General features: G+C 71.4%; 19 protein-coding genes. 7 read left to right on the forward strand and 12 right to left on the reverse strand.

From position 1 onward, the window contains the following. The first annotated feature begins 62 nt into the window (after positions 1-62). From argS to HEK131_RS28590, 4 genes are all read left to right on the forward strand, one after another. A complete protein-coding gene (gene argS, locus HEK131_RS28575; RefSeq protein WP_244337695.1) occupies positions 63-1,832 on the forward strand; it encodes an arginine--tRNA ligase in 1,770 nt (589 codons plus the stop codon). 159 nt (positions 1,833-1,991) lie between these two features. Then, positions 1,992-2,243 (forward strand): hypothetical protein, encoded by a 252-nt coding sequence (locus HEK131_RS28580; RefSeq protein WP_031183183.1) that lies wholly within the window; start codon positions 1,992-1,994, stop codon positions 2,241-2,243. A 13-nt stretch (positions 2,244-2,256) separates the two neighbouring features. Further along, positions 2,257-3,435 carry a flotillin family protein gene (locus tag HEK131_RS28585; protein ID WP_217462910.1) on the forward strand — a complete coding sequence of 393 codons (1,179 nt, stop codon included), beginning with the start codon at positions 2,257-2,259 and terminating at the stop codon, positions 3,433-3,435. A gap of 118 nt (positions 3,436-3,553) precedes the next feature. Then, complete coding sequence (locus HEK131_RS28590; protein ID WP_244337697.1) at positions 3,554-5,431, forward strand: OmpL47-type beta-barrel domain-containing protein; 1,878 nt, start codon at positions 3,554-3,556, stop codon at positions 5,429-5,431. A gap of 80 nt (positions 5,432-5,511) precedes the next feature. Here the strand turns inward: HEK131_RS28590 and hemB are convergent, their stop codons facing one another. The 7 genes from hemB to HEK131_RS28625 form a co-directional block, all read right to left on the reverse strand. After that, positions 5,512-6,504 carry a porphobilinogen synthase gene (gene hemB, locus HEK131_RS28595; RefSeq protein ID WP_217462908.1) on the reverse strand — a complete coding sequence of 331 codons (993 nt, stop codon included), beginning with the start codon at positions 6,502-6,504 and terminating at the stop codon, positions 5,512-5,514. Positions 6,505-6,570: 66 nt separating this feature from the next. Beyond that, a complete protein-coding gene (locus tag HEK131_RS28600) occupies positions 6,571-7,527 on the reverse strand; it encodes a helix-turn-helix domain-containing protein (protein WP_244337699.1) in 957 nt (318 codons plus the stop codon). Positions 7,528-7,879: 352 nt separating this feature from the next. Beyond that, positions 7,880-9,583 carry a uroporphyrinogen-III synthase gene (locus HEK131_RS28605; RefSeq protein WP_217462904.1) on the reverse strand — a complete coding sequence of 568 codons (1,704 nt, stop codon included), beginning with the start codon at positions 9,581-9,583 and terminating at the stop codon, positions 7,880-7,882. Continuing rightward, positions 9,580-10,539, reverse strand: coding sequence for a hydroxymethylbilane synthase (hemC, locus tag HEK131_RS28610; RefSeq protein ID WP_217462903.1), 960 nt, complete (start codon positions 10,537-10,539; stop codon positions 9,580-9,582). Before hemC ends, HEK131_RS28605 begins: the two co-directional genes overlap by 4 nt. Further along, positions 10,536-12,245: a glutamyl-tRNA reductase gene (locus tag HEK131_RS28615; RefSeq protein ID WP_244337701.1), complete on the reverse strand. Its 1,710-nt coding sequence runs from the start codon at positions 12,243-12,245 to the stop codon at positions 10,536-10,538. Before HEK131_RS28615 ends, hemC begins: the two co-directional genes overlap by 4 nt. Next, a complete protein-coding gene (locus tag HEK131_RS28620; protein WP_217462901.1) occupies positions 12,242-13,009 on the reverse strand; it encodes a redox-sensing transcriptional repressor Rex in 768 nt (255 codons plus the stop codon). The genes HEK131_RS28615 and HEK131_RS28620 overlap by 4 nt, the downstream gene beginning before the upstream one ends. A 218-nt stretch (positions 13,010-13,227) precedes the next feature. Beyond that, positions 13,228-13,512 carry a glutaredoxin family protein gene (locus HEK131_RS28625; RefSeq protein WP_244337703.1) on the reverse strand — a complete coding sequence of 95 codons (285 nt, stop codon included), beginning with the start codon at positions 13,510-13,512 and terminating at the stop codon, positions 13,228-13,230. A gap of 117 nt (positions 13,513-13,629) precedes the next feature. Between HEK131_RS28625 and HEK131_RS28630 the strand changes: the two genes are divergently transcribed. From HEK131_RS28630 to HEK131_RS28640, 3 genes are all read left to right on the forward strand, one after another. Further along, positions 13,630-14,556, forward strand: coding sequence for an HAD family hydrolase (locus HEK131_RS28630; protein WP_217462899.1), 927 nt, complete (start codon positions 13,630-13,632; stop codon positions 14,554-14,556). 314 nt (positions 14,557-14,870) lie between these two features. Next, a complete protein-coding gene (locus HEK131_RS28635; RefSeq protein WP_217462898.1) occupies positions 14,871-15,650 on the forward strand; it encodes an ECF subfamily RNA polymerase sigma factor, BldN family in 780 nt (259 codons plus the stop codon). A gap of 246 nt (positions 15,651-15,896) precedes the next feature. After that, a complete protein-coding gene (locus HEK131_RS28640; protein WP_244337705.1) occupies positions 15,897-17,135 on the forward strand; it encodes a DUF5667 domain-containing protein in 1,239 nt (412 codons plus the stop codon). Positions 17,136-17,202: 67 nt separating this feature from the next. Here the strand turns inward: HEK131_RS28640 and HEK131_RS28645 are convergent, their stop codons facing one another. The 5 genes from HEK131_RS28645 to HEK131_RS28665 all read right to left on the reverse strand — a co-directional run bounded on the left by HEK131_RS28645 (position 17,203) and on the right by HEK131_RS28665 (position 20,922). Beyond that, positions 17,203-18,216, reverse strand: a complete 1,014-nt coding sequence (locus HEK131_RS28645) for a lysophospholipid acyltransferase family protein (RefSeq protein WP_244337707.1) — start codon at positions 18,214-18,216, stop codon at positions 17,203-17,205. Positions 18,217-18,230: 14 nt separating this feature from the next. Continuing rightward, positions 18,231-19,292, reverse strand: coding sequence for an NAD-dependent epimerase/dehydratase family protein (locus tag HEK131_RS28650; RefSeq protein WP_217462895.1), 1,062 nt, complete (start codon positions 19,290-19,292; stop codon positions 18,231-18,233). A gap of 243 nt (positions 19,293-19,535) precedes the next feature. After that, on the reverse strand, positions 19,536-19,634 hold the full coding sequence (locus HEK131_RS28655) for a 30S ribosomal protein bS22 (protein ID WP_003948845.1): 99 nt from the start codon (positions 19,632-19,634) through the stop codon (positions 19,536-19,538). Positions 19,635-19,767: 133 nt separating this feature from the next. Next, complete coding sequence (locus tag HEK131_RS28660) at positions 19,768-19,977, reverse strand: helix-turn-helix domain-containing protein (protein ID WP_093781815.1); 210 nt, start codon at positions 19,975-19,977, stop codon at positions 19,768-19,770. A gap of 129 nt (positions 19,978-20,106) precedes the next feature. Further along, complete coding sequence (locus HEK131_RS28665) at positions 20,107-20,922, reverse strand: phosphatase (protein ID WP_244337709.1); 816 nt, start codon at positions 20,920-20,922, stop codon at positions 20,107-20,109. Positions 20,923-20,926 lie beyond the last annotated feature (4 nt).

Below are 20,926 nucleotides of genomic sequence, written 5' to 3' on the forward strand. Positions count from 1 at the left end.
TACCCCCCGTGGGATACTGGCCGGGACCATCCATTCCCACGAGGAGAACGGCACCCTTACCTATGGCCTCGGTCACGTCCCTCCGCGACTCCGTCCAGCAGCACCTCGCCTCCGCCCTCACGGCCGCCCTGCCCCAGGCCGCGGACGCGGACCCGCTGCTGCGACGAAGTGACCGGGCCGACTACCAGGCCAACGGCATCCTCGCGCTCGCCAAGAAGGCCAAGGCCAACCCGCGCGAGCTGGCCACGCAGGTCGTCTCCGGCATCGTCACCGGCGAGGTGATCGCGGACGTCGAGGTCTCCGGCCCCGGCTTCCTCAACATCACCGTCGCGGACAAGGCGATCACCGAGAACCTGGCCGCCCGGTACGCGGACGACACCGGCCGCCTCGGCGTGCCGTTCGCCGCGCACCCCGGCACCACGGTGATCGACTACGCGCAGCCGAACGTGGCCAAGGAGATGCACGTCGGCCACCTGCGCTCGGCGGTCATCGGCGACGCGATGGTGCGGCTGCTGGAGTTCACCGGCGAGAACGTGGTCCGCCGGCACCACATCGGCGACTGGGGCACCCAGTTCGGCATGCTCATCCAGTACCTGGACGAGCACCCGCACGAGCTGGACCACAAGGAGTCCGAGGTGTCCGGCGAGGAGGCGATGTCCAACCTGGACCGCCTCTACAAGACCGCGCGCAGGCTGTTCGACTCCGACGAGGAGTTCAAGACCCGCGCCCGGCGCCGGGTGGTCGACCTCCAGGCGGGCGACGAGAAGACCCTCGCCATCTGGCAGAAGTTCGTGGACGAGTCGAAGATCTACTTCTTCTCCGTCTTCGACAAGCTGGACATGGAGGTCCGCGACCCCGACATCGTCGGCGAGTCCGGCTACAACGACATGCTCGCGGAGACCTGCCGCCTCCTGGAGGAGTCCGGCGTCGCCGTGCGCTCCGAGGGCGCGCTGTGCGTGTTCTTCGACGACATCAAGGGCCCGGAGGGCAACCCGGTCCCGCTGATCGTCCAGAAGTCCGACGGCGGCTACGGCTACGCGGCCACCGACCTCTCCGCGATCCGCGACCGCGTCTTCAACCTCAAGGCGACCACCCTGCTGTACGTGGTGGACGCCCGGCAGGCCCTGCACTTCCGGATGGTCTTCGAGACCGCGCGCCGGGCGGGCTGGCTGAACGACGACGTGACCGCGATCCAGCTGGCCTTCGGCACGGTCCTCGGCAAGGACGGCAAGCCGTTCAAGACGCGTGAGGGCGAGACGGTCAAGCTGGAGAACCTGCTGGACGAGGCCGTCGAGCGGGCCACCGCCGTGGTCCGGGAGAAGGCCGAGAAGGTGGGCCTGACCGAGGACGAGATCGTCGAGAACGGCCGGTACGTCGGCGTCGGCGCCGTGAAGTACGCGGACCTCTCCACCTCGGCCGTGCGGGACTACAAGTTCGACCTGGACCAGATGGTCTCGCTCAACGGCGACACCTCGGTGTACCTCCAGTACGCGTACGCCCGTGTCCAGTCCATCCTCCGCAAGGCCGGCGAGGCCCGCCCCGCCGCCCACCCGGAGCTGGCGCTGGCCCCGGCCGAGCGCGCGCTGGGCCTGCACCTGGACCAGTTCGCGGAGACGGTCCTGGAGGTCGCGGCGGCCCGCGAGCCCCACAAGATGGCCGCCTACCTCTACCAGCTCGCCTCGCTCCTGACGACCTTCTACGACCAGTGCCCGGTGCTGAAGGCCGACTCCCCCGCGCAGGTGGAGAACCGCCTCTTCCTGGTCGACCTGACCGCGCGCACCCTGCACGAGGGCATGGCGCTGCTGGGCATCAGGACGCCCGGGAAGCTCTGACCCGTACGACGTGAGAACGGCCCGGCCCGCCATGTGCGGACCGGGCCGTTCCGCATCCCGGCGGCCCTTCAAAAGCCAGAGAAACCCTTGGTGTACGCCCGTCATCCGCGGGTCTATCGTCGGACCGGAGGACCAGAAACGACGGGAGGCAGCCGGGCGATGGCACAGGACGAAGCCGTGATCGGCTGCACGGGGGAACTGCTCATCGGCACGCGAGGCTCCGCCGGTCCCGGCGAGATCCTGGTGCGGGTCAGAGGCGGCTCCGAGACCTTCCTCGCCTGGTCGCAGGAGCCGCTGCCGCGCGGGGCGACCGTGCTCGTGATCGAGTCACGAGGGTTCCGTGAGGTCGATGTCATCGCGTGGGGCGATCCATTGGACACGCTGGGCGGGCTGTCCGCCGGCGTCGACTGAGGAGACGAGCAGTATGTTCGGTTACCGCGTTCCCGCCCCCGACGAGGCGATGCTGATCTCGGGAGGCCGGCGGGGACTGGGGGGCGCACCGTTCCGGGTGGTGACGGGGCACGGCAAGTTCGTACTCCCCGTCTTCCGCAAGGTCCGCTTCCTCACGCTGTCGATGTGCGAGGCCGAGGTCACCGAGACCTGTGTGACCAGGCAGGGCATCGCGCTGCACGTCCGCGCCGTGATCGCGTTCAAGGTCGGCAACGACCCCGAGAGCATCATCAACGCGGGCCAGCGCTTCCTCTCCGACCAGGAACAGATGTCGGTCCTGACCGGCCGGATCTTCGCGGGCCACCTGCGCGCGATCATCGGCTCCATGACGGTCGAGGAGATCGTCACCGAGCGGCAGAAGCTGGCGGCCGAGGTGCTGGACACGTCGAAGACGGAGATGGCGAAGATCGGCCTGACCGTGGACTCGCTCCAGATCCAGTCGATCGACGACGGCAACACCGGTTACATCGACGCGATGTCCGCCCCGCACAAGGCGGCCATCCGGCGGCAGGCCCAGATCGCCCAGGCCCAGGCCAACCAGGCCGCCGCCGAGGCGGAGCAGGTCGCGGCCCGCAAGCAGGCGGAGTACGCCCGGCAGACCGCGGTGGTCCAGGCGGAGTACTCGGCGCAGGTCGACCGCGCCCAGGCCGAGGCCGCGCAGGCCGGTCCGCTGGCGCAGGCGCACGCGCAGCAGGAGGTGCTGGCCGCGCAGACCGAACTCGCCCTGCGTCAGGCCAAGTTGCGCCAGCAGCAGTTGGTGGCGGAGATCGTGAAGCCCGCGGAGGCCGAGGCCGAGCGGGTCCGGGTCCTCGCCATCGCGGACGCCGAGCGGATGAAGATCCAGGCCGAGGCCGCGGCCTCGCACGACCGGGTCGCCCTGGACCGGATGCTGATCGACCAGCTCCCGCTGATCGTGAAGGAGGCCGCGGGCGGCCTCAAGGGGGCCAACGTCAATGTCCTGAACGGCGCGGACGGCCTCGGCGAGATAGCGGCCGGCCTGGTCGCCCAGGGACTGACGATCCTGGACTCGGTCCGCAACAACCTCGGCGGCCAGGGCGGCGCCCAGCCGGCCGACCACCCCGAGAAGAGCAACGGCCGGCTGGAGCTCCAGGGTCCGGCCGCACCGGAGCGGAAGACCGGCGAGGAGAAGTAGCCGCCTTTGGGCCCCGCACACGCACGGCACCGTCCGCGCCGGACAGCGGACGGCCGACGGAGTGACAGTGCGACGAGCCGCACCGGGCGGACACTGAGCGTAGCCCTACCGTGCGGTTATGAACACACTGCGTTACCACGGTGCTGCGGTGGGCGGGCGCGGCCCCGCAGCCCGCACACGACCGGGCAGGAACACGGCACTGGGCGTCCTGGCCCTGGCCGTGGCCCTGCTCACCCTGGCGGCGGCCGGAGCGTCGGCCGCCGCCCAGCGCGCCGGCACGCTGCTGACGGTGAGGTTCATCAACAACAGCGACCGCGACCTGACCCTGGGGCCCAACAGCTACAACGGATGCCCCGCAGCGCTGCCGGAGCGCATCAACGCGGGCGCCACCGCCACCTGGAACCTCGACGCCTGCGGCGACCCCCGCGGCAACTTCGGGACCGTCAGCTTCAACATCTACCGGGAGCCCAACCGGACCCAGATCAGCTGGGACGCACCCGTCGTCGGCGACGCCACCTACACGCAGACGGCCCCGGCCGGCTATGTGATCAGCCGCAGCGGCGGCCAGGGCGTCAACCCGACCGTCGACTTCACCTTCGACTGCAACTCCACGACCTGCGACGGCATCCCCGACAGCTGGAAGCGGAACGGCATCTACATCAACCCGGCCGACGGCAGCGCCCACACCGCGCCCGCGCCGGGTCTGCAGTTCGTCAACCTGCCCGCGATGGGGGCCACGGTCAACAAGCCGGACGTCTTCGTCCAGCTCGACTGGATGGCGAACGACAACCACAGCCACGCGCTCGCCCCCGCGGCCATCAAGCAGGTGGTCGACGCCTTCGCGAACTCGCCCTACTCACGGCACTCGCCGACCACCGGCATCAATCTGCACGTGGACGCCGGGCCGAACAGCATCATGAACTTCGCTACCAACGCGACGTGGGGCACCCTGAGCAAGGCCCGGCCGCTCACGGAGCAGACCAACCTGGGCACCGCGGTCAACGGCATGTACCAGTGGAACGCCTTCAACACGATCAAGAACGACACCGGCGGCTTCACCAGCACCGGCCGGGCGCCGATCTTCCACTACGCCATCTCGGCCCACAACCTCCAGGCCGGCACCCCCTCCAGCGGCATCGCCCCCACCCCGGGCAGTGACCTCATCGTCAGCCTGGGCAGCTTCACGGGCCAGGTGGGGACGGTCGCCGAGCAGGCCGGCACGTTCATGCACGAGCTGGGCCACAACCTCAACCTGGAGCACGGCGGCGACCAGAACGTCAACAACAAGCCGCAGTACTTCAGCGTGATGAACTACCTGTACCAGTTCGGTCTGACGACCGGGACCAGCACCGGGAACACGGACCTCTCCCGCCAGAACACCTCGCTGAACGAGAACAGCCTGAACGAGCGGTCGTACCCCGCCAGCAGCGGGAACTACGACATCCGGCACTGGTGCCCGGGCAGCAACGGCGGCTCCTTCGTCGACGTGGCCGCCTCACAGGGCCAGGTCGACTGGAACTGCAACGGCCTGATCGAGGAGACGCCGGTCACCTTCGACGTCAACAACGACGGACAGCGCACGACGCTCACCGGCTTCGACGACTGGGCCAACCTGCTGCTGCGCGTCGGCTCCGTCGGCCGCACCAGCGCCTCGGGCGATGTGCCGCCCCCGACCCGGGAGGACGAGCTGACCCCGAGCGACGCCGCGCTGAACCTCCCGCTGGACACCAAGCCGCCGGTCACCAAGGCCCATGTCGCCCCGCGCCCCGACAAGCACGGCGACCACCACTCGGACGTGTGCGTCACCCTGACCGCCAAGGACCGCGTGTCCGGCGTGGCCAGGACCGAGTACAAGCTCGACGGCGCCGGGTGGAAGAAGTACAGGTCGGAGATCACGGTGCACGGCAAGGGCAAGCACGTGCTGAAGTTCCGTTCGGTGGACTACGCCCAGAACCACGAGAAGACCAAGACCGTCGTCATCAACATCAAGCGCTGAGCCGAGGGCCCACGGAACGGGGCCGGTACCGCGGTGATCACCGCGGTACCGGCCCCGTCGTCATGCGGCGCCGACGCCCCTCAGCGCAGCTTCTGCGCCACCTCGGTCGCCCAGTACGTGAGGATGTTCCGCGCCCCGGCCCGCTTGATCCCCGTCAGGGACTCCAGGATGGCCCGGTCGCGGTCGATCCAGCCCTTCTCGGCGGCGGCCTCGATCATCGAGTACTCACCGGAGATCTGGTAGGCGGCCACGGGCACGTCCACCGCGTCGGAGACACGCGCCAGGATGTCCAGGTAGGGCCCGGCCGGCTTCACCATGACCATGTCCGCACCCTCGGCGAGGTCCAGCTCCAGTTCCCGCAGGGACTCGCGGAGGTTGGCCGGGTCCTGCTGGTACGTCTTGCGGTCACCCTGCAGCGAGGAGCCGACGGCCTCGCGGAAGGGGCCGTAGAAGGCGGAGGAGTACTTCACGGTGTACGCGAGGATCGCCACGTCCTCGCGGCCGATCTGGTCCAGCGCGTCCCGGACGACACCGATCTGGCCGTCCATCATGCCGCTCGGGCCCACCACATGGGCGCCCGCGTCGGCCTGGACCTGGGCCATCTCGGCGTACCGCTCCAGGGTGGCGTCGTTGTCGACGCGGCCCTCGGCGTCCAGCACACCGCAGTGCCCGTGGTCGGTGAACTCGTCCAGGCACAGGTCGGACATGATCAGCAGGTCGTCGCCGACCTCGGCGCGCACATCGCGCAGGGCGACCTGGAGGATGCCGTCCGGGTCGGTGCCCGGCGTGCCGAGCCCGTCCTTCTTCGACTCCTCCGGCACCCCGAACAGCATGATCCCCGAGACGCCCGCCTCGACGGCCTCCAGCGCGGCCTTCTTCAGGCTGTCGCGGGTGTGCTGCACGACACCGGGCATCGCGGCGACCGGCACCGGCTCGCTCACGCCCTCCCGGACGAACGCCGGAAGGATGAAGTCGGCCGGATGCAGCCGCGTCTCCGCGACCATCCGCCGCATGACGGGCGAGGTCCGCAACCGCCGCGGACGCGTACCGGGAAAGGAACCGTACTTCGACATGCCTTCTACGCTACGCCCGCTCATCCCGTGCCTTTACCGACGCGCAGTCGGCCCGCTGGGTCGGCGTCAGGCCGCGTACACCTGCGCGGGAGCGGACCGGCAGTCCCTGCACCGCCCCGGCTCGGCCGCCCGGAATCCCCGGTCGCAGCCGTCGCAGTTCCGCATGGGATGGGCGGCCCTGGCGGACGGGGCGGGCGGCGCGGTGGGCGCGGGCAGGGGTGGCGGGAGCTGGTTCCGCAGGCGGTAGGAGATCAGCGCCGCCGGGCTCTCCAGGACCGCGGGCAGGCCCGCCGTCAGCGTGTGGATCACGGTGGAGGCGCCCGCGCCGACGTCGAACCAGGCGGTGACGGCGGGCGCGAGCCGGTGCACGTCCCGGCGGGACAGCGTGAGCCGGGCGTCGGTGCGGCGCAGGCCCGCGAGCAGCGTGACGGCCCGGTCGTCGCGGGGGTGGGGTGCGGTGTCGTCGGCGGGTGGGTCGGGCTGGTCCGCCCGCGCCGGGGCGGCGGGTGCCTCGGACACCCGCGGTGCCGGGGGCGCCGGTTCAGCCCAGTTCTCGCCCCGGTCGTCCTCCTGCGGCGCGGCCTGGGCGTTGCGTGAGGGCCGGGGCACCGGCCTGCGGGCTCGCGGCGCCGCTCCGGTGCCGGGCACGGCGGGCACCCGGTGCGGGAGGTGGTGTGCGTAGGTACGGGTGACGATGCGCCCGGACTCCGTACGCTCCCGCACCCTGCGCAGATACCCGTGCGTCTCCAGCTCCCGCAGGGCGAAGGCGATCCGGTCCCGCCCCTCGGGGAACCGCTCGGCGAGGCTGCGGATGTCGACGGGGGCGCCCTCGGGCAGCGACAGGATGTGCGCGGCCAGCCCGATGGCGGTCAGCGACAGCACGGGGTGCTGGAGGAGGTGGTTGCCGACGACCGTGAACCGGTCCGGCTGCTGGGCCCGTACGTGAGTGACACCGGACGGGGTGTCCGTGCGGCGAACCTCGTGAATCCGGCGCGGGACGGGGTTAGGCTTCATCTCAGCCATGGGGAAGGGTCTTTCTTCCTCGTTGGTCAGGCCCTCGCACTGGGATTGCCGTCCCGGCGGGGGCCGATGCATGTGTGGGGTTGTCGAGGCGCGTCAACGCCTCGGTGTGAGAGTGCACCCCAACGGCTGCGCCGCGCCAGCCGGTTCACGCCTTTTCACCCGGCCGAGTGATCGACTCGGGGTTTGGCCGGTAGGCAGGTTCTTTCACCCGGTTCTTTGGTTCTTTTACGTCCCGCGGCCCCGGTCCTCATCCCACCGGAACACGTGATCCCGGACGCCGGTGAAGCCCCCGGGGACGAGAAGCGGGGTGCCCCCGGAAGGGACACCCCGCTCACACACACCTCGGCAGACCTCAGGTCGTCGTACGACGCCTGCGCGCCCCCGGCCGCCGCTCGCTCGGCCGGGTCACCGGGTCGCCCGCCTCCACCGCGGACGCGCGCCGCTTCATGCCGAACGCGGCCAGGGCCTCCGCCAGCTTGTGCACGGACGGCTCCGGAGCCATCACGTCCACGCGCAGCCCGTGCTCCTCGGCCGTCTTGGCCGTGGCGGGGCCGATGCAGGCGATGACCGTCACGTTGTGCGGCTTGCCCGCGATACCGACCAGGTTACGGACCGTGGAGGACGAGGTGAAGAGCACGGCGTCGAAGCCACCGCCCTTGATCGCCTCACGGGTGTCCGCCGGGGGCGGCGAGGCGCGGACCGTGCGGTACGCGGTGACGTCGTCCACCTCCCAGCCCAGCTCGATCAGGCCGGCCACCAGCGTCTCGGTGGCGATGTCGGCACGCGGCAGGAAGACACGGTCGATCGGGTCGAAGACCGGGTCGTAGGGCGGCCAGTCCTCCAGCAGACCCGCGGCCGACTGCTCACCGCTCGGCACCAGGTCCGGCTTCACACCGAAGGCGATCAGAGCGTTCGCGGTCTGCTCGCCCACCGCGGCCACCTTGATGCCCGCGAAGGCACGCGCGTCGAGCCCGTACTCCTCGAACTTCTCGCGCACCGCCTTGACCGCGTTGACCGAGGTGAAGGCGATCCACTCGTAGCGGCCGGTGACCAGGCCCTTGACCGCGCGCTCCATCTGCTGCGGGGTGCGCGGCGGCTCGACGGCGATCGTCGGGACCTCGTGCGGCACCGCGCCGTAGGAGCGGAGCTGGTCGGAGAGCGAGGCGGCCTGCTCCTTGGTGCGCGGCACGAGCACCTTCCAGCCGAACAGCGGCTTGGACTCGAACCACGAGAGCTGGTCGCGGCGGGCGGCGGCGGACCGCTCACCGACCACGGCTATGACCGGGCGGCCGCCGTCCGGGGACGGCAGCACCTTGGCCTGCTTCAGCGTCTGCGCGATCGTGCCCAGCGTCGCCGTCCAGGTGCGCTGGCGGGTCGTCGTACCGGCGATCGTCACCGTCAGCGGGGTGTCGGGCTTGCGGCCCGCGGACACCAGCTCGGCGGCGGCCGCCGCGACGGAGTCCAGCGAGGTGGAGACGACCACCGTGCCGTCCGAGGCGCCCACCTCCGTCCAGCAGCGGTCGGAGGCGGTACGCGCGTCCACGAAACGCACGTCCGCGCCCCGCGCGTCCCGGAGCGGCACACCGGCGTACGCGGGCACACCGGTCGCGGCCGCCACACCGGGGACGACCTCGAAGGGCACCCCGGCCGCGGCGCAGGCCAGCATCTCGTCGGCGGCGTCCGTGTCCAGTCCCGGATCACCGGCGACCGCACGGACCACCCGCCTGCCGCCCCGTGCGGCCTCCATGACAAGATGAGCCGCATCCTGGGCAGCGGCCGGGGCCACAGCGGGAGTTGACGCACCGTCAACGACCGTGAGCTGCGGTGCGCCCGGAAGCGCGTCCGGGGAGGAGACCGCCGCCGTCGGCACGACGGAGACGCCCTGCCGTGCGTGCGGCCGGATCACGTCGAGCACCTCGTGCTCGGCGACCAGGACGTCCGCGTGGGACAGCGCCTCCACGGCGCGCAGAGTCAGCAGTCCCGGATCTCCGGGTCCGGCACCCAGGAAGGTGACGTGCCCGTGTTCGGGACCGGCGGGAAAGGCGGTGGGGCTCAATGTGCTCGCTCCCCCATCAGACCGGCCGCGCCCTGGGCGAGCATCTCGGCGGCGAGTTCGCGCCCGAGTGCCATCGCCCCGTCGTGCGTCAGGGGCACGGAACCGGTGGTGGACTGCTGCACCGTGCGCGAGCCGTCGGTCGTGCCGACGACGCCACGCAGGCGCATTTCCTTGACAACAGGCCCGTCGACCAGAAGGTCGGCCAGCGCACCCACAGGGGCGCTGCAGCCGGCTTCCAGCGCGGCGAGCAGTGACCGCTCGGCGGTGACGGCGGCCCGCGTGTGCGGGTCGTCGAGTTCGCCGAGGGCGGCGACGAGGTCCGCGTCGAAGGCGGCGCACTCGATCGCCAGGGCCCCCTGGCCGGGGGCGGGCAGGACCGTGTCGACCGACAGGAAGTCGGTCACCTCGTCGATCCGGCCGATCCGGTTGAGTCCGGCGGCCGCGAGCACGACGGCGTCGAGCCGTCCCTCGTGGACGTACCCGATGCGGGTGTCCACGTTGCCGCGGATCGCCACCGTCTCGATGTCCAGCCCGTGGGTCCGCGCGTACGCGTTGAGCTGGGCCATGCGGCGCGGCGAACCGGTGCCGATGCGCGCGCCGCGCGGGAGGTCGGTGAACTTCAGGGCGTCGCGGGCGACGATCACGTCCCGCGGGTCCTCGCGCACCGGTACGGCGGCGAGCGCCAGTTCCTCGGGCTGCGTGGTCGGCAGGTCCTTGAGCGAATGAACCGCGAAGTCCACCTCGCCCCGCACCAGCGCGTCCCGCAGCGCCGTGACGAACACCCCGGTGCCGCCGATCTGCGCCAGCGCCTCGCGGGAGACGTCGCCGTACGTGGTGATCTCGACCAGCTCGACGGGCCGGCCGGTCACCCGGCTCACGGCGTCCGCCACCTGCCCGGACTGGGCCATGGCGAGCTTGCTCCGCCTGGTCCCCAGTCGCAGTGCCTTCTCAGTCATGCCGGTCGGTCCTTCTCGTCTGTGTTGTCCACGGCCCGCGAGACGGCGGCGACCGTCTCCGGGTCGAGGTCGAACAGGGTCCGCAGCGCGTCCGCGTACCCGGTGCCTCCGGGCTCGGCCGCGAGCTGCTTGACCCGTACGGTCGGCGCGTGCAGGAGCTTGTCCACGACACGGTGCACGGTCTGCCGGATCTCGCCGCGCTGGCGGTCGTCCAGGCCGGGCAGGCGCCCGTCGAGCCGCGCGATCTCGGCGGCGACGACATCGGCGGCCATGGTGCGCAGCGCGACCACGGTGGGCGTGATGTGCGCCGCGCGCAGTGCCGCGCCGAACGCCGCGACCTCGTCGGAGACGATACGCCGAACCTGGTCCACGTCGGACGCCATCGGGGCGTCGGCGGAGGCGTCGGCCAGCGACTCGATGTCCACCAGGCGCACCCCGGCCAGCCGGTGCACGGCCGCGTCGATGTCGCGGGGCATGGCGAGGTCGAGGAGGAAGACGGCCGGGGCCGGGCGCGGGATCTCGGCGACCGGTTCGGGCCTGCGGTACTCGGGGACGCGTCCGGCGGTGGCGACGGCCTGCGCGAGCGCGGCGATCAGCTCGGTGTCGGCCTCGGGGCCGGAGCGGCCCGCGTCGTGCTCGCGGCCCTGCTCCAGCAGGGAGGTGCCCTCACCGACCCAGGCGGCGTGCTGCTCCAGGGTCGCGGCGTCCATCCCGGCGACGGCGGCCTCGCCGTGCACGGAGAAGCCGGGCGTGCCCTGTACGGCGGCCAGGTCCAGCGGGCAGTTCTCGTCGGTTCCGACGCTGGTCGGGGGCAGCGCGGCCGGAGCCGCGGCACTGTCCGCCAGGTCGGCAGCCTTCTCGCCGGTACGGCCCGCGACGGCCTCGGCGACGGCGTCGGCCGTCAGCACGAGCCCGGTCGCACCGGTACAGGAGACGACGACGTCGGCACGTGTAAGTTCCGCCGCCACGGCGTCCATCCGGACCGCCCGGGCGGTGGTCGTGCCGCCCTCGGCCTCGGTGAGGATCTGCGCGAGCCGCTCGGCGCGCTCGAAGGTGCGGTTGGCGACGACGATCTCGGTGACCCCGGCCCGCGCCAGCGTGGCGGCGGCCAGCGAGGACATCGACCCGGCGCCGATCACCAGCGCGGTACGGCCCTTGGCCCAGCCCGGCACGTCCGCACCCGCGGCGAGCTGCTCCAGGCCGAAGGTGACCAGGGACTGCCCGGCACGGTCGATGCCGGTCTCGGAGTGGGCGCGCTTGCCGACCCTGAGGGCCTGCTGGAAGAGATCGTTCAGCAGCCGTCCGGCGGTGTGCAGCTCCTGGGCGCGGGCGAGGGCGTCCTTGATCTGGCCGAGGATCTGGCCCTCGCCGACGACCATGGAGTCCAGCCCGCAGGCCACCGAGAACAGGTGGTGGACGGCCCGGTCCTCGTAGTGGACGTAGAGGAACGGCGTCAGTTCCTCCAGGCCCACCCCGCTGTGCTGGGCGAGCAGCGTGGACAGCTCGGCGACACCGGCGTGGAACTTGTCGACGTCGGCGTACAGCTCGATGCGGTTGCAGGTGGCGAGCACCGCCGCCTCGGTGGCCGGGTCGGCGGCCACGGTGTCCTGGAGCAGCTTGACCTGGGCGTCCGCGCTCAGCGCGGCCCGCTCCAGCACGCTCACGGGGGCACTGCGGTGGCTCAGCCCTACGACGAGGAGGCTCATGCCGGCATCACGGCGGGCACGTCCCCGTCGGGTCCCTGGTCGGCGGCGCCCGTGCGGGCGGGGGCGGCCGCGGGTACGGCGCCGTCGCCGGAGGCGGTCTCCTCACCGGCCTTGCGCTGCTCGTGGAAGGCGAGGATCTGCAGCTCGATGGAGAGGTCGACCTTGCGCACGTCGACGCCGTCCGGGACGGACAGCACGGTCGGCGCGAAGTTCAGGATGGAGGTCACCCCGGCGGCCACGAGCCGGTCGCAGACCTGCTGGGCGGCACCGGCGGGGGTGGCGATGACGCCGATGGAGACCCCGTTGTCCTCGATGATCTTCTCGAGCTCGTCGGTGTGCCGCACCGGGATGCCCGCGACCGGCTTGCCGGCCATCGCGGGATCGGCGTCTATCAGCGCCGCGACCCGGAACCCGCGCGAGGCGAAGCCGCCGTAGTTGGCGAGGGCCGCGCCGAGGTTTCCGATACCGACGATGACGACGGGCCAGTCCTGGGTGAGGCCCAGCTCGCGGGAGATCTGGTAGACGAGGTACTCCACGTCGTACCCGACACCGCGGGTGCCGTAGGAGCCCAGGTAGGAGAAGTCCTTGCGCAGCTTGGCGGAGTTGACTCCCGCCGCCGCGGCCAGTTCCTCGGAGGAGACCGTGGGGACCGAGCGCTCCGACAGGGCCGTCAGGGCTCGGAGGTACAGCGGAAGCCGGGCGACGGTGGCCTCGGGAATCCCTCGGCTGCGGGTCGCCGGTCGGTGAGTTCGGCCAGTTGCCACGGTGCTCCTGCGGGTAGAGCGGGGCTGCGAGCGGTCATGCTTCCCCGGACCGCCCCGTCGACAAGAAGGCTATGTCTTTGTGAACGTGTGCACAAAGATGGTGTCCGATTTGCCCGGCCAACGTGACCGGGGTCACGCATGCCCGTTGCGGGGCCCTACCTGGGGGCAAAGCTACACACTCCCCGCGAATCCCGCCCCTGAGGCCCCTTTCGTACCCCTCATCCGCCGATGAGCGCGCGGCGCAGCCGCCCCTCGTCCACCCGCCAGAAGGTGTGCTGCTCGCCGTCGACCAGGACGACCGGGATCTGCTCCCAGTACCGGTCGTGGAGCTCGCGGTCCTCGGTGATGTCCTTGCCCTCCCACGGCACGCCGAGTTCGCCGCAGACCTTCTCGATCACCGCCTGCGCGTCGTCGCACAGATGGCAGCCGGGCTTGCGGATCAGGGTGACCTGCCGCTCCTGGGGGGCGGCCTTGCGCCGGAAGAGGGGACTCATGCGGGCCATTCTCCCGCCCCGCCACCACGCCTCTCCCCTTACCCGTGGCGACACGGCCGCCGAGAGTTCACATCCTCCGAACCTCTCGGCTCCGGAACCACCGAACGGACTGGCTATGCTCACGCCATGGCCGCTCTTGGATGGCTCACCCCCCGTAGGCGCTCCGCCACGGCGCGGAGCGTGTTGGCAGGCGAGGCTTCTGCGGAGGCCGCCCGCAAGTCCTCGCAGGAACACCCGGAACCCGAGGGCGCCGGGCGGGAACCGGAGTTCCCCGTGCTCGGCGACGACCGGGCCGCCGCCTTCTTCGATCTCGACAACACCGTGATGCAGGGCGCCGCACTGTTCCACTTCGGGCGCGGTCTGTACAAGCGGAAGTTCTTCGAGACCCGCGACCTCGCCAAGTTCGCCTGGCAGCAGGCGTGGTTCCGGCTGGCCGGGGTCGAGGACCCCGAGCACATGCAGGACGCCCGCGACTCGGCGCTCTCCATCGTCAAGGGCCACCGCGTGGCCGAGCTGGAGACGATCGGCGAGGAGATCTACGACGAGTACATGGCCGACCGCATCTGGCCCGGCACCCGCGCGCTCGCCCAGGCCCACCTGGACGCGGGCCAGAAGGTGTGGCTGGTGACGGCGGCCCCGGTGGAGATCGCCCAGGTCATCGCCCGCCGCCTCGGCCTCACCGGCGCGCTGGGCACGGTCGCGGAGTCGGTCGACGGCGTCTACACCGGCCGGCTGGTCGGCGAGCCGCTGCACGGCCCGGCCAAGGCGGAGGCGGTACGGGCACTGGCCGCCGCGGAGGGGCTGGACCTCTCCCGCTGCGCCGCGTACAGCGACAGCCACAACGACATCCCGATGCTCTCCCTGGTCGGCCACCCCTACGCGATCAACCCGGACGCCAAACTGCGCCGGCACGCCCGCGAGAAGGACTGGCGGCTGCGCGATTACCGCACCGGCCGCAAGGCCGCGAAGGTCGGCATCCCCGCGGCCGCCGGGGTCGGCGCGGTGGCCGGGGGTACGGCCGCGGCGATCGCTCTGAGTCGTCGCCGCCGCTGAGGTCACGGGCTCCCCGCAAGGTCACGGGCTCCCCGCACGGCTCCCGCGCGCCCGAATTATGCATCTCGACTTCGAACACGCCTCAGCTTTCACAGAAATCAGCCCAGTTTCGATCAACAACCGGTCACATTCGGCAAGTTGAACTGTCGTCAATCGCTAACACAGGCGACCTAATCGACGATTTGAGCAACTGGGTGTAGCAGGGTCTACACGAAGCGTTATTCTCCTCAGACGCAAACCGGTACCCCTCCGTCGCTACGACGGGTGAAAGGGCCCGTACTGCACGTGATGGAAGCTCTGCCTCTGGGAGTCCCGTGTACCCACACGTCGGGGTTGACGCCTCGGGCCTGGCTACGCTGCGCGCAACTGTCGCAACGGTCAAAGACACGCTGCGCGGCCTTGTCCCCACCGCGCACACCGTCCCCGCCTTCGCCGGCGCCGCGCCCCTCGGTCCGTGCTACGCACTGGCCGAACGCAGCGCCGCGGTCGGCAGACGAGCCCGTTCCACGGGCGCGCCCGCCGCCCGACGGCCGGCGGCGGACAGTGACAGCGCCCGCATGATGGACCTGGTCGAACGCGCCCAGGCAGGAGAGGCGGACGCCTTCGGACGCCTCTACGACCAGTACAGCGACACCGTGTACCGGTACATCTACTACCGGGTGGGCGGCAAGGCCACCGCCGAGGACCTGACGAGCGAGACCTTCCTGCGCGCCCTGCGCCGGATCGGCACCTTCACCTGGCAGGGCCGCGACTTCGGCGCCTGGCTGGTGACGATCGCCCGCAACCTCGTCGCCGACCACTTCAAGTCCAGCCGCTTCCGGCTGGAGGTCACCACCGGGGAGATGCTCGACGCCAACGAGGTCGCGCGCTCCCCCGAGGACTCCGTACTGGAGTCGCTCTCCAACGCCGCACTGCTCGACGCGGTGCGCCGGCTCAACCCCCAGCAGCAGGAGTGCGTGACGCTCCGCTTCCTCCAGGGACTGTCGGTCGCCGAGACCGCGCGGGTGATGGGCAAGAACGAGGGCGCCATCAAGACCCTCCAGTACCGGGCCGTGCGCACCCTCGCCCGGCTCCTGCCCGAGGACGCCCGCTGAGGGCCGCCGCCCCGCGACGCAGAGCGATGACCAACTCACGCTTGGTGAAAGTGAGTTGGTTTTGCGATCCGGCGGGCCGCCGTCCGTAACCCAAGTGCCGAGCCACTCGTTGTGCGGGATACAGGCTCCCTGTGGTCACGTCCTGGCCCATCTTGATCCCTCGATCGGGTGGATGTGGCCATGGGCGTGCAACCCTCAGGAGACCCCCTGGGGAGTCGACCGTCATGACGAGAGGAGGTGCCGCCAGTGATTGCGAACGTATCGGCGCACCGGCGGGCGAACGCCTTCGCCCAGGCCCTGGAGGAGCAGTCCGACCGGGACACGGCGGCCGAGCACGCGCACCCGGCGGGACCACCGCCCACCGAGGGCAGATCCGAGCAGGGTGAGCTGCTGGCCCTGGCCGACGGCCTCGCCGAGCTGCCCAAGCCGCAGCTCGACCCGGAGGTCAAGGTCGTCCAGCGGGCCCAACTGGTGGCCGCGATGGAGGCCATGCTCCAGGAGGGCACCCTGGGCGGCGCGGCCGCTGCATCGGTGCCCGAACAGCGCTCCCCCGGCCGGGGCGCGCACCGGGCGAGCCCGCTGAGCAAGCTGCGCCCGAGGTCCCGGCTGGCCAAGGGACTGACCGCGGGCGGGCTCAGCGTGGGCGTGGCCGCCAGTGCCTTCGGCGGAGTGGCCGCCGCCAGCTCCGAGGCCCTGCCCGGCGATTCGCTGTACGGACTCAAGCGCGGCATCGAGGACTTCCAGCTCAACTACCTCAGCGAGGGCGACGGCGAGCGCGGCCAGGCGTATCTGGACCACGCCTCCACCCGCCTCAACGAGGCCCGCAGGCTGATGGAGCGCGACCGGAGCGGCCAGTTGGACCACGAGTCCATCGGCGAGATCCGCCGCACCCTCTCCGGCATGCGCAACGACGTCACCGAGGGCCACCGCCTGCTCCACGCTGCCTACGAGGCGGACCCCGGCTCCCTCGGCCCGATCCAGGCCCTCTCCGCCTTCTCCCGCTCGCACCGCGAGGTGTGGAGCACACTGAGCGACCGCCTCCCGCTCCAGCTCGGCGATGTGAAGGACGAGGTCTCCTCGGTCTTCGACGCCATAGACGAAGAGGTCGCCCCGCTGGAGTCGCTGCTGCCGAAGCCGCCCGCCACCAAGGGCGACGACGGCCACAGCGGCGAGCGTCCCGGCGTGGCCCCGACCGGCTCCGCCCGCAGCCACCGGTCCGGCTCCCCGAGCACCGGTGGCACCCCGTCGGCCAAGAAGGACAGCAGCCCCGGCACCCCCAGCGGCTCGGCCACCGGTGACAGCGGTGACGGACTGCTCGGCGGCAGCACGGGCGGCCTGCTCGACCCGCCGAAGACCGGCTCCGAGGGCGGTTCACCCTCCGCGGGCAAGTCGTCCACCCCGCCGGGCAAGCCGGACGTCACCCTGCCGCCGCTCCTGCCGGGCCTGCTGCCCGGCCTGGGCATCGACAGCAAGGACGCCGAGTAGCCCGTACGACAAGAACGACGGGGCGCCCCTCTCCGAGCAGGGGCGCCCCGTCGTCGTACGCGCTGGCTCAGAAGAACACCGAACGCCGCTGCACCAGCAGCTTGTACAGCGTGTGCTGGATCTGTTCGCGGACCTGGTCGGTCAGGTTGAACATCAGCATCGGGTCCTCGGCCGCCTCCGGCGGATAGCCGTCCGTCGGGATCGGCTCGCCGAACTGGATGGTCCACTTCGTCGGCAGCGGGATCGCGCCGAGCGGGCCGAGCCAGGGGAAGGTCGGCGTCAGCGGGAAGTACGGGAAGCCCAGCAGCCGCGCGAGCGTCTTGGAGTTGCCGATCATCGGATAGATCTCCTCGGCGCCCACGATCGAGCACGGGATGATCGGCGCCCCCTGCCTGAGCGCGGTGGAGACGAACCCGCCCCGGCCGAACCGCTGGAGCTTGTACCGCTCCCCGAACGGCTTGCCGATCCCCTTGAACCCCTCCGGCATCACCCCGACCAGCTCGCCCTGGCCGAGCAGCCGTTCGGCGTCCTCGGTGCAGGCGAGGGTGTGACCCAGCTTGCGGGCCAGCTCGTTCACCACCGGCAGCACGAAGACGAGGTCGGCCGCGAGCAGCCGCAGATGCCGGCCGGCCGGATGCCGGTCGTGCACGGCGACCTGCATCATCAGCCCGTCCAGCGGCAGCGTCCCGGAGTGGTTGGCGACGATCAGCGCGCCGCCCTCCGCCGGGATGTTCTCGATGCCCTTCACCTCGACCCGGAAGTACTTCTCGTACACCGGGCGCAGCAGGGACATCAGGACCTGGTCGGTCAGCTCCTCGTCGTACCCGAAGTCGTCGACGTCGTAGTCCCCGGTGAGCCTGCGGCGCAGGAAGGCGAGGCCGCGGGCGACGCGCTGCTCCAGGGCGTCGCCCGCCGCGGGCTCCTCCCCGGTCACCGGCTCGTCGTCGCGGGCCCCGCCTCTGATGGGCAGCGGCTGGACCGCGCCGGGCCGGTCACCCGTGCTCCGGCGGCGCTGCGGCCGCTGCCCCGCGCTCCCGCGGGAGCGGTCGTCGTCGAACGGAATGACCTTGGCGTCCGCCATGGTTGCTGCGCTCCTCAATTGGCGCCGGGCTGCGGGATGTGGGCGCCGCCCCCAGCGGTCAGCGCGGCGACCCGGTCGACGGCCTCCGCGAGGGTCCCGGGCGGCAGCAGCCCCGGACCCTGGCCGCGCGCGAAGTCCGCGAACGTCTGAGCCGTCGTGTACGTGGGCACGAACCCGAGGGTCTCGCGCATCTGGCCGGTGTCGACCACCCGGCCATGGGTGAGCAGCCGGATCTGCTCGGGTGAGAAGTCCGTCATACCGAGGGTACGCACCAGCGACCCGGCCCAGGTGACCGCGGGCAGCAGCAGCGGCACGGTGGGCCGGCCGAGCCGGCGCGAGGCCTGCGAGAGCAGCAGCACACCGTCCCCGGCGATGTTGAAGGTGCCGCTGTTGAGCGTGCCCCGGCGCGGCTCGTGCGAGGCGATCCGCAGCACCTCGATCACATCGTCCTCGTGCACGAACTGCAGCCGGGGGTCGTAGCCGAACACGGTCGGCAGCACGGGCAGCGCGAAGTAGGAGGCGAGCGGGGTGTCCGCGGTGGGGCCGAGGATGTTGGCGAACCGCAGCACGCACACGGCGACGTCCGGGCGGCGCCGGGCGAACCCGCGCACGTACCCCTCGACCTCGACGGCGTCCTTGGCGAAGCCGCCGCTGGGCAGCGACTTGGCGGGGGTGGTCTCGGTGAAGACGGCCGGATCGCGCGGGGCGGAGCCGTAGACGTTGGTGCTGGACTTCACCACCAGCCGTTTGACCGTCGGCGACTTCTGGCACGCGCCGAGCAACTGCATGGTGCCGATGACGTTGGTCTCCTTGACCGTGGCCCGGCTGCCGCCGCCGAGGGCGGTGCCGGTCACGTCCATGTGGACGACCGTGTCGGCGCCGGTCTCGGCGAGCACACGGGCGACGGTCGGCTGGCGGATGTCGGCCTGGATGAACTCCGCGCCCCCCAGGTCGTGCGCGGGCGGTACGGCGTCCACGGCGATCACCCGGTCCACCTCCGGGTCCCGCTGGACGCGCCGCACGAACCGGCCGCCGAGCTGCCGGGCGACTCCGGTGACGAGCACGACCTTTCCCAAGACCAGCGCCTTCCTTCCGACCTCGCGCGAGCGCGCACCAGGACCGCGTCCTCGTCCGCGTTCCCCGTGTGCGGCCAACCTATCGGGTCGGGGTCACGGGGAGGTGTCCCGCCGAGGCCCGAAGTGGCGGAAACTGCCCGGTCGGAAGACACCGGCCGGCCCGGCCCGGGTCCGGACATGCCGATGGCCCCCCGCCCTGATCGGACGGGAGGCCACCGGTGACGCGTCTTCGCGCGGTGCCGCTTACTTCTTGTTGCGGCGCTGAACGCGCGTGCGCTTCAGCAGCTTGCGGTGCTTCTTCTTGGCCATCCGCTTGCGCCGCTTCTTGATAACAGAGCCCACGACTACCCTCGCTCACTTCTCATGACTCGGTTGCTGGGCGCCATGGGCCCATACGACCTACGAGGGGTCAGCCTACCCGCCCGAGCGCCGTGGTCGTAATCGAGGGGTTGTTCCGGGATCTTCCGGACCGCCGTCAGGCCGTTTCCACCCCCACGTAGCTCTCGCGCAGATACTCGTGGACCGCTTGCTCGGGGACGCGGAAGGACCGCCCCACCCGGATCGCGGGCAGATGACCGCTGTGCACCAGCCGGTACACGGTCATCTTCGAGACTCGCATCACCGAGGCGACTTCCGCCACGGTAAGGAACTGAACCTCGTTCAGAGGCCTTTCGCCAGCAGCCATGACACACCTGAACCTTCCGCACTCGACGGCCACCGGCTTCCCCTTCCGGTGACTCTTCGTCGTTGCGTGCTCACTCCCCAGACTAGGGGCGGGTGATGCGAATGGGGAAGAGGTGTCCCCATCGGCGTCCTACTGTGACAGACACGCTCGTTTGAGTACGTAGCGGGTGAGCGGGCGGTAGTGACCAGACCGCACGGCGTCATCAAGCGGAACGACGACGGACACCGTCCCCTCGGCCTGGCCGACGAAGGGCGCCGGGTCGTCGGAGTCGGCCAGACCGATCGCCTCGAACCCCAACTGACCTGCGCCGCAGACCCAGCCGTGATCCCCGACCACCAGCCCGGGCAAGGGCCCGCCGGACTCCGCGGCGGCAGCCAGCGCGAGCCGAACCGGGAGCGGGGAATGGCTGTGCGCACCCGGCTCACCACCCCGGCGCCCGCTCGCCGGTTCCCGCACCAGGGCAACCCCTCGTACGTAGTCGAGGTGGTGCGTGCGTAGACCGAACCGGGTCAATATGTCGACACAACGACCCTGCGCCGGGGTGAGAACCTCACATCCCGCCGCCGACACCGCGTCCGCGAGCGCGGCGTAGAAACCGAGGAGCTGCCGCGGATGCCCGGTACCGAACAGCACCGGCACCCCCCGCCGGGCCGCGCCGGCGATCACCCCCGCGAACGCGTCCAGCGCGGCGAGGGTCCGCTCCGGGTCGATCACGTCCCGGCCCGAAGTATGCGACGGATCGGCCGAGACACCGCACCGGTCCGCCATCAGATCGAGCAGTTCACGCTGTCCCCAGGACCGCTCGGGATCGATCCCGATCAGCGCGCGGGGGTCACGCGCGGCGAACAGCCGGTAGTTGCGGAGGCTGTCCTCCCGCGTGGTGGCGACCTCCCCGGCGAGACGGGCCGCCAGCAGGTGCGAGCGCAGGGCACCGGTGTCCGACACGGCT

Source organism: Streptomyces seoulensis, assembly GCF_022846655.1.
In the GTDB taxonomy this organism is placed as follows: Bacteria; Actinomycetota; Actinomycetes; order Streptomycetales; family Streptomycetaceae; genus Streptomyces.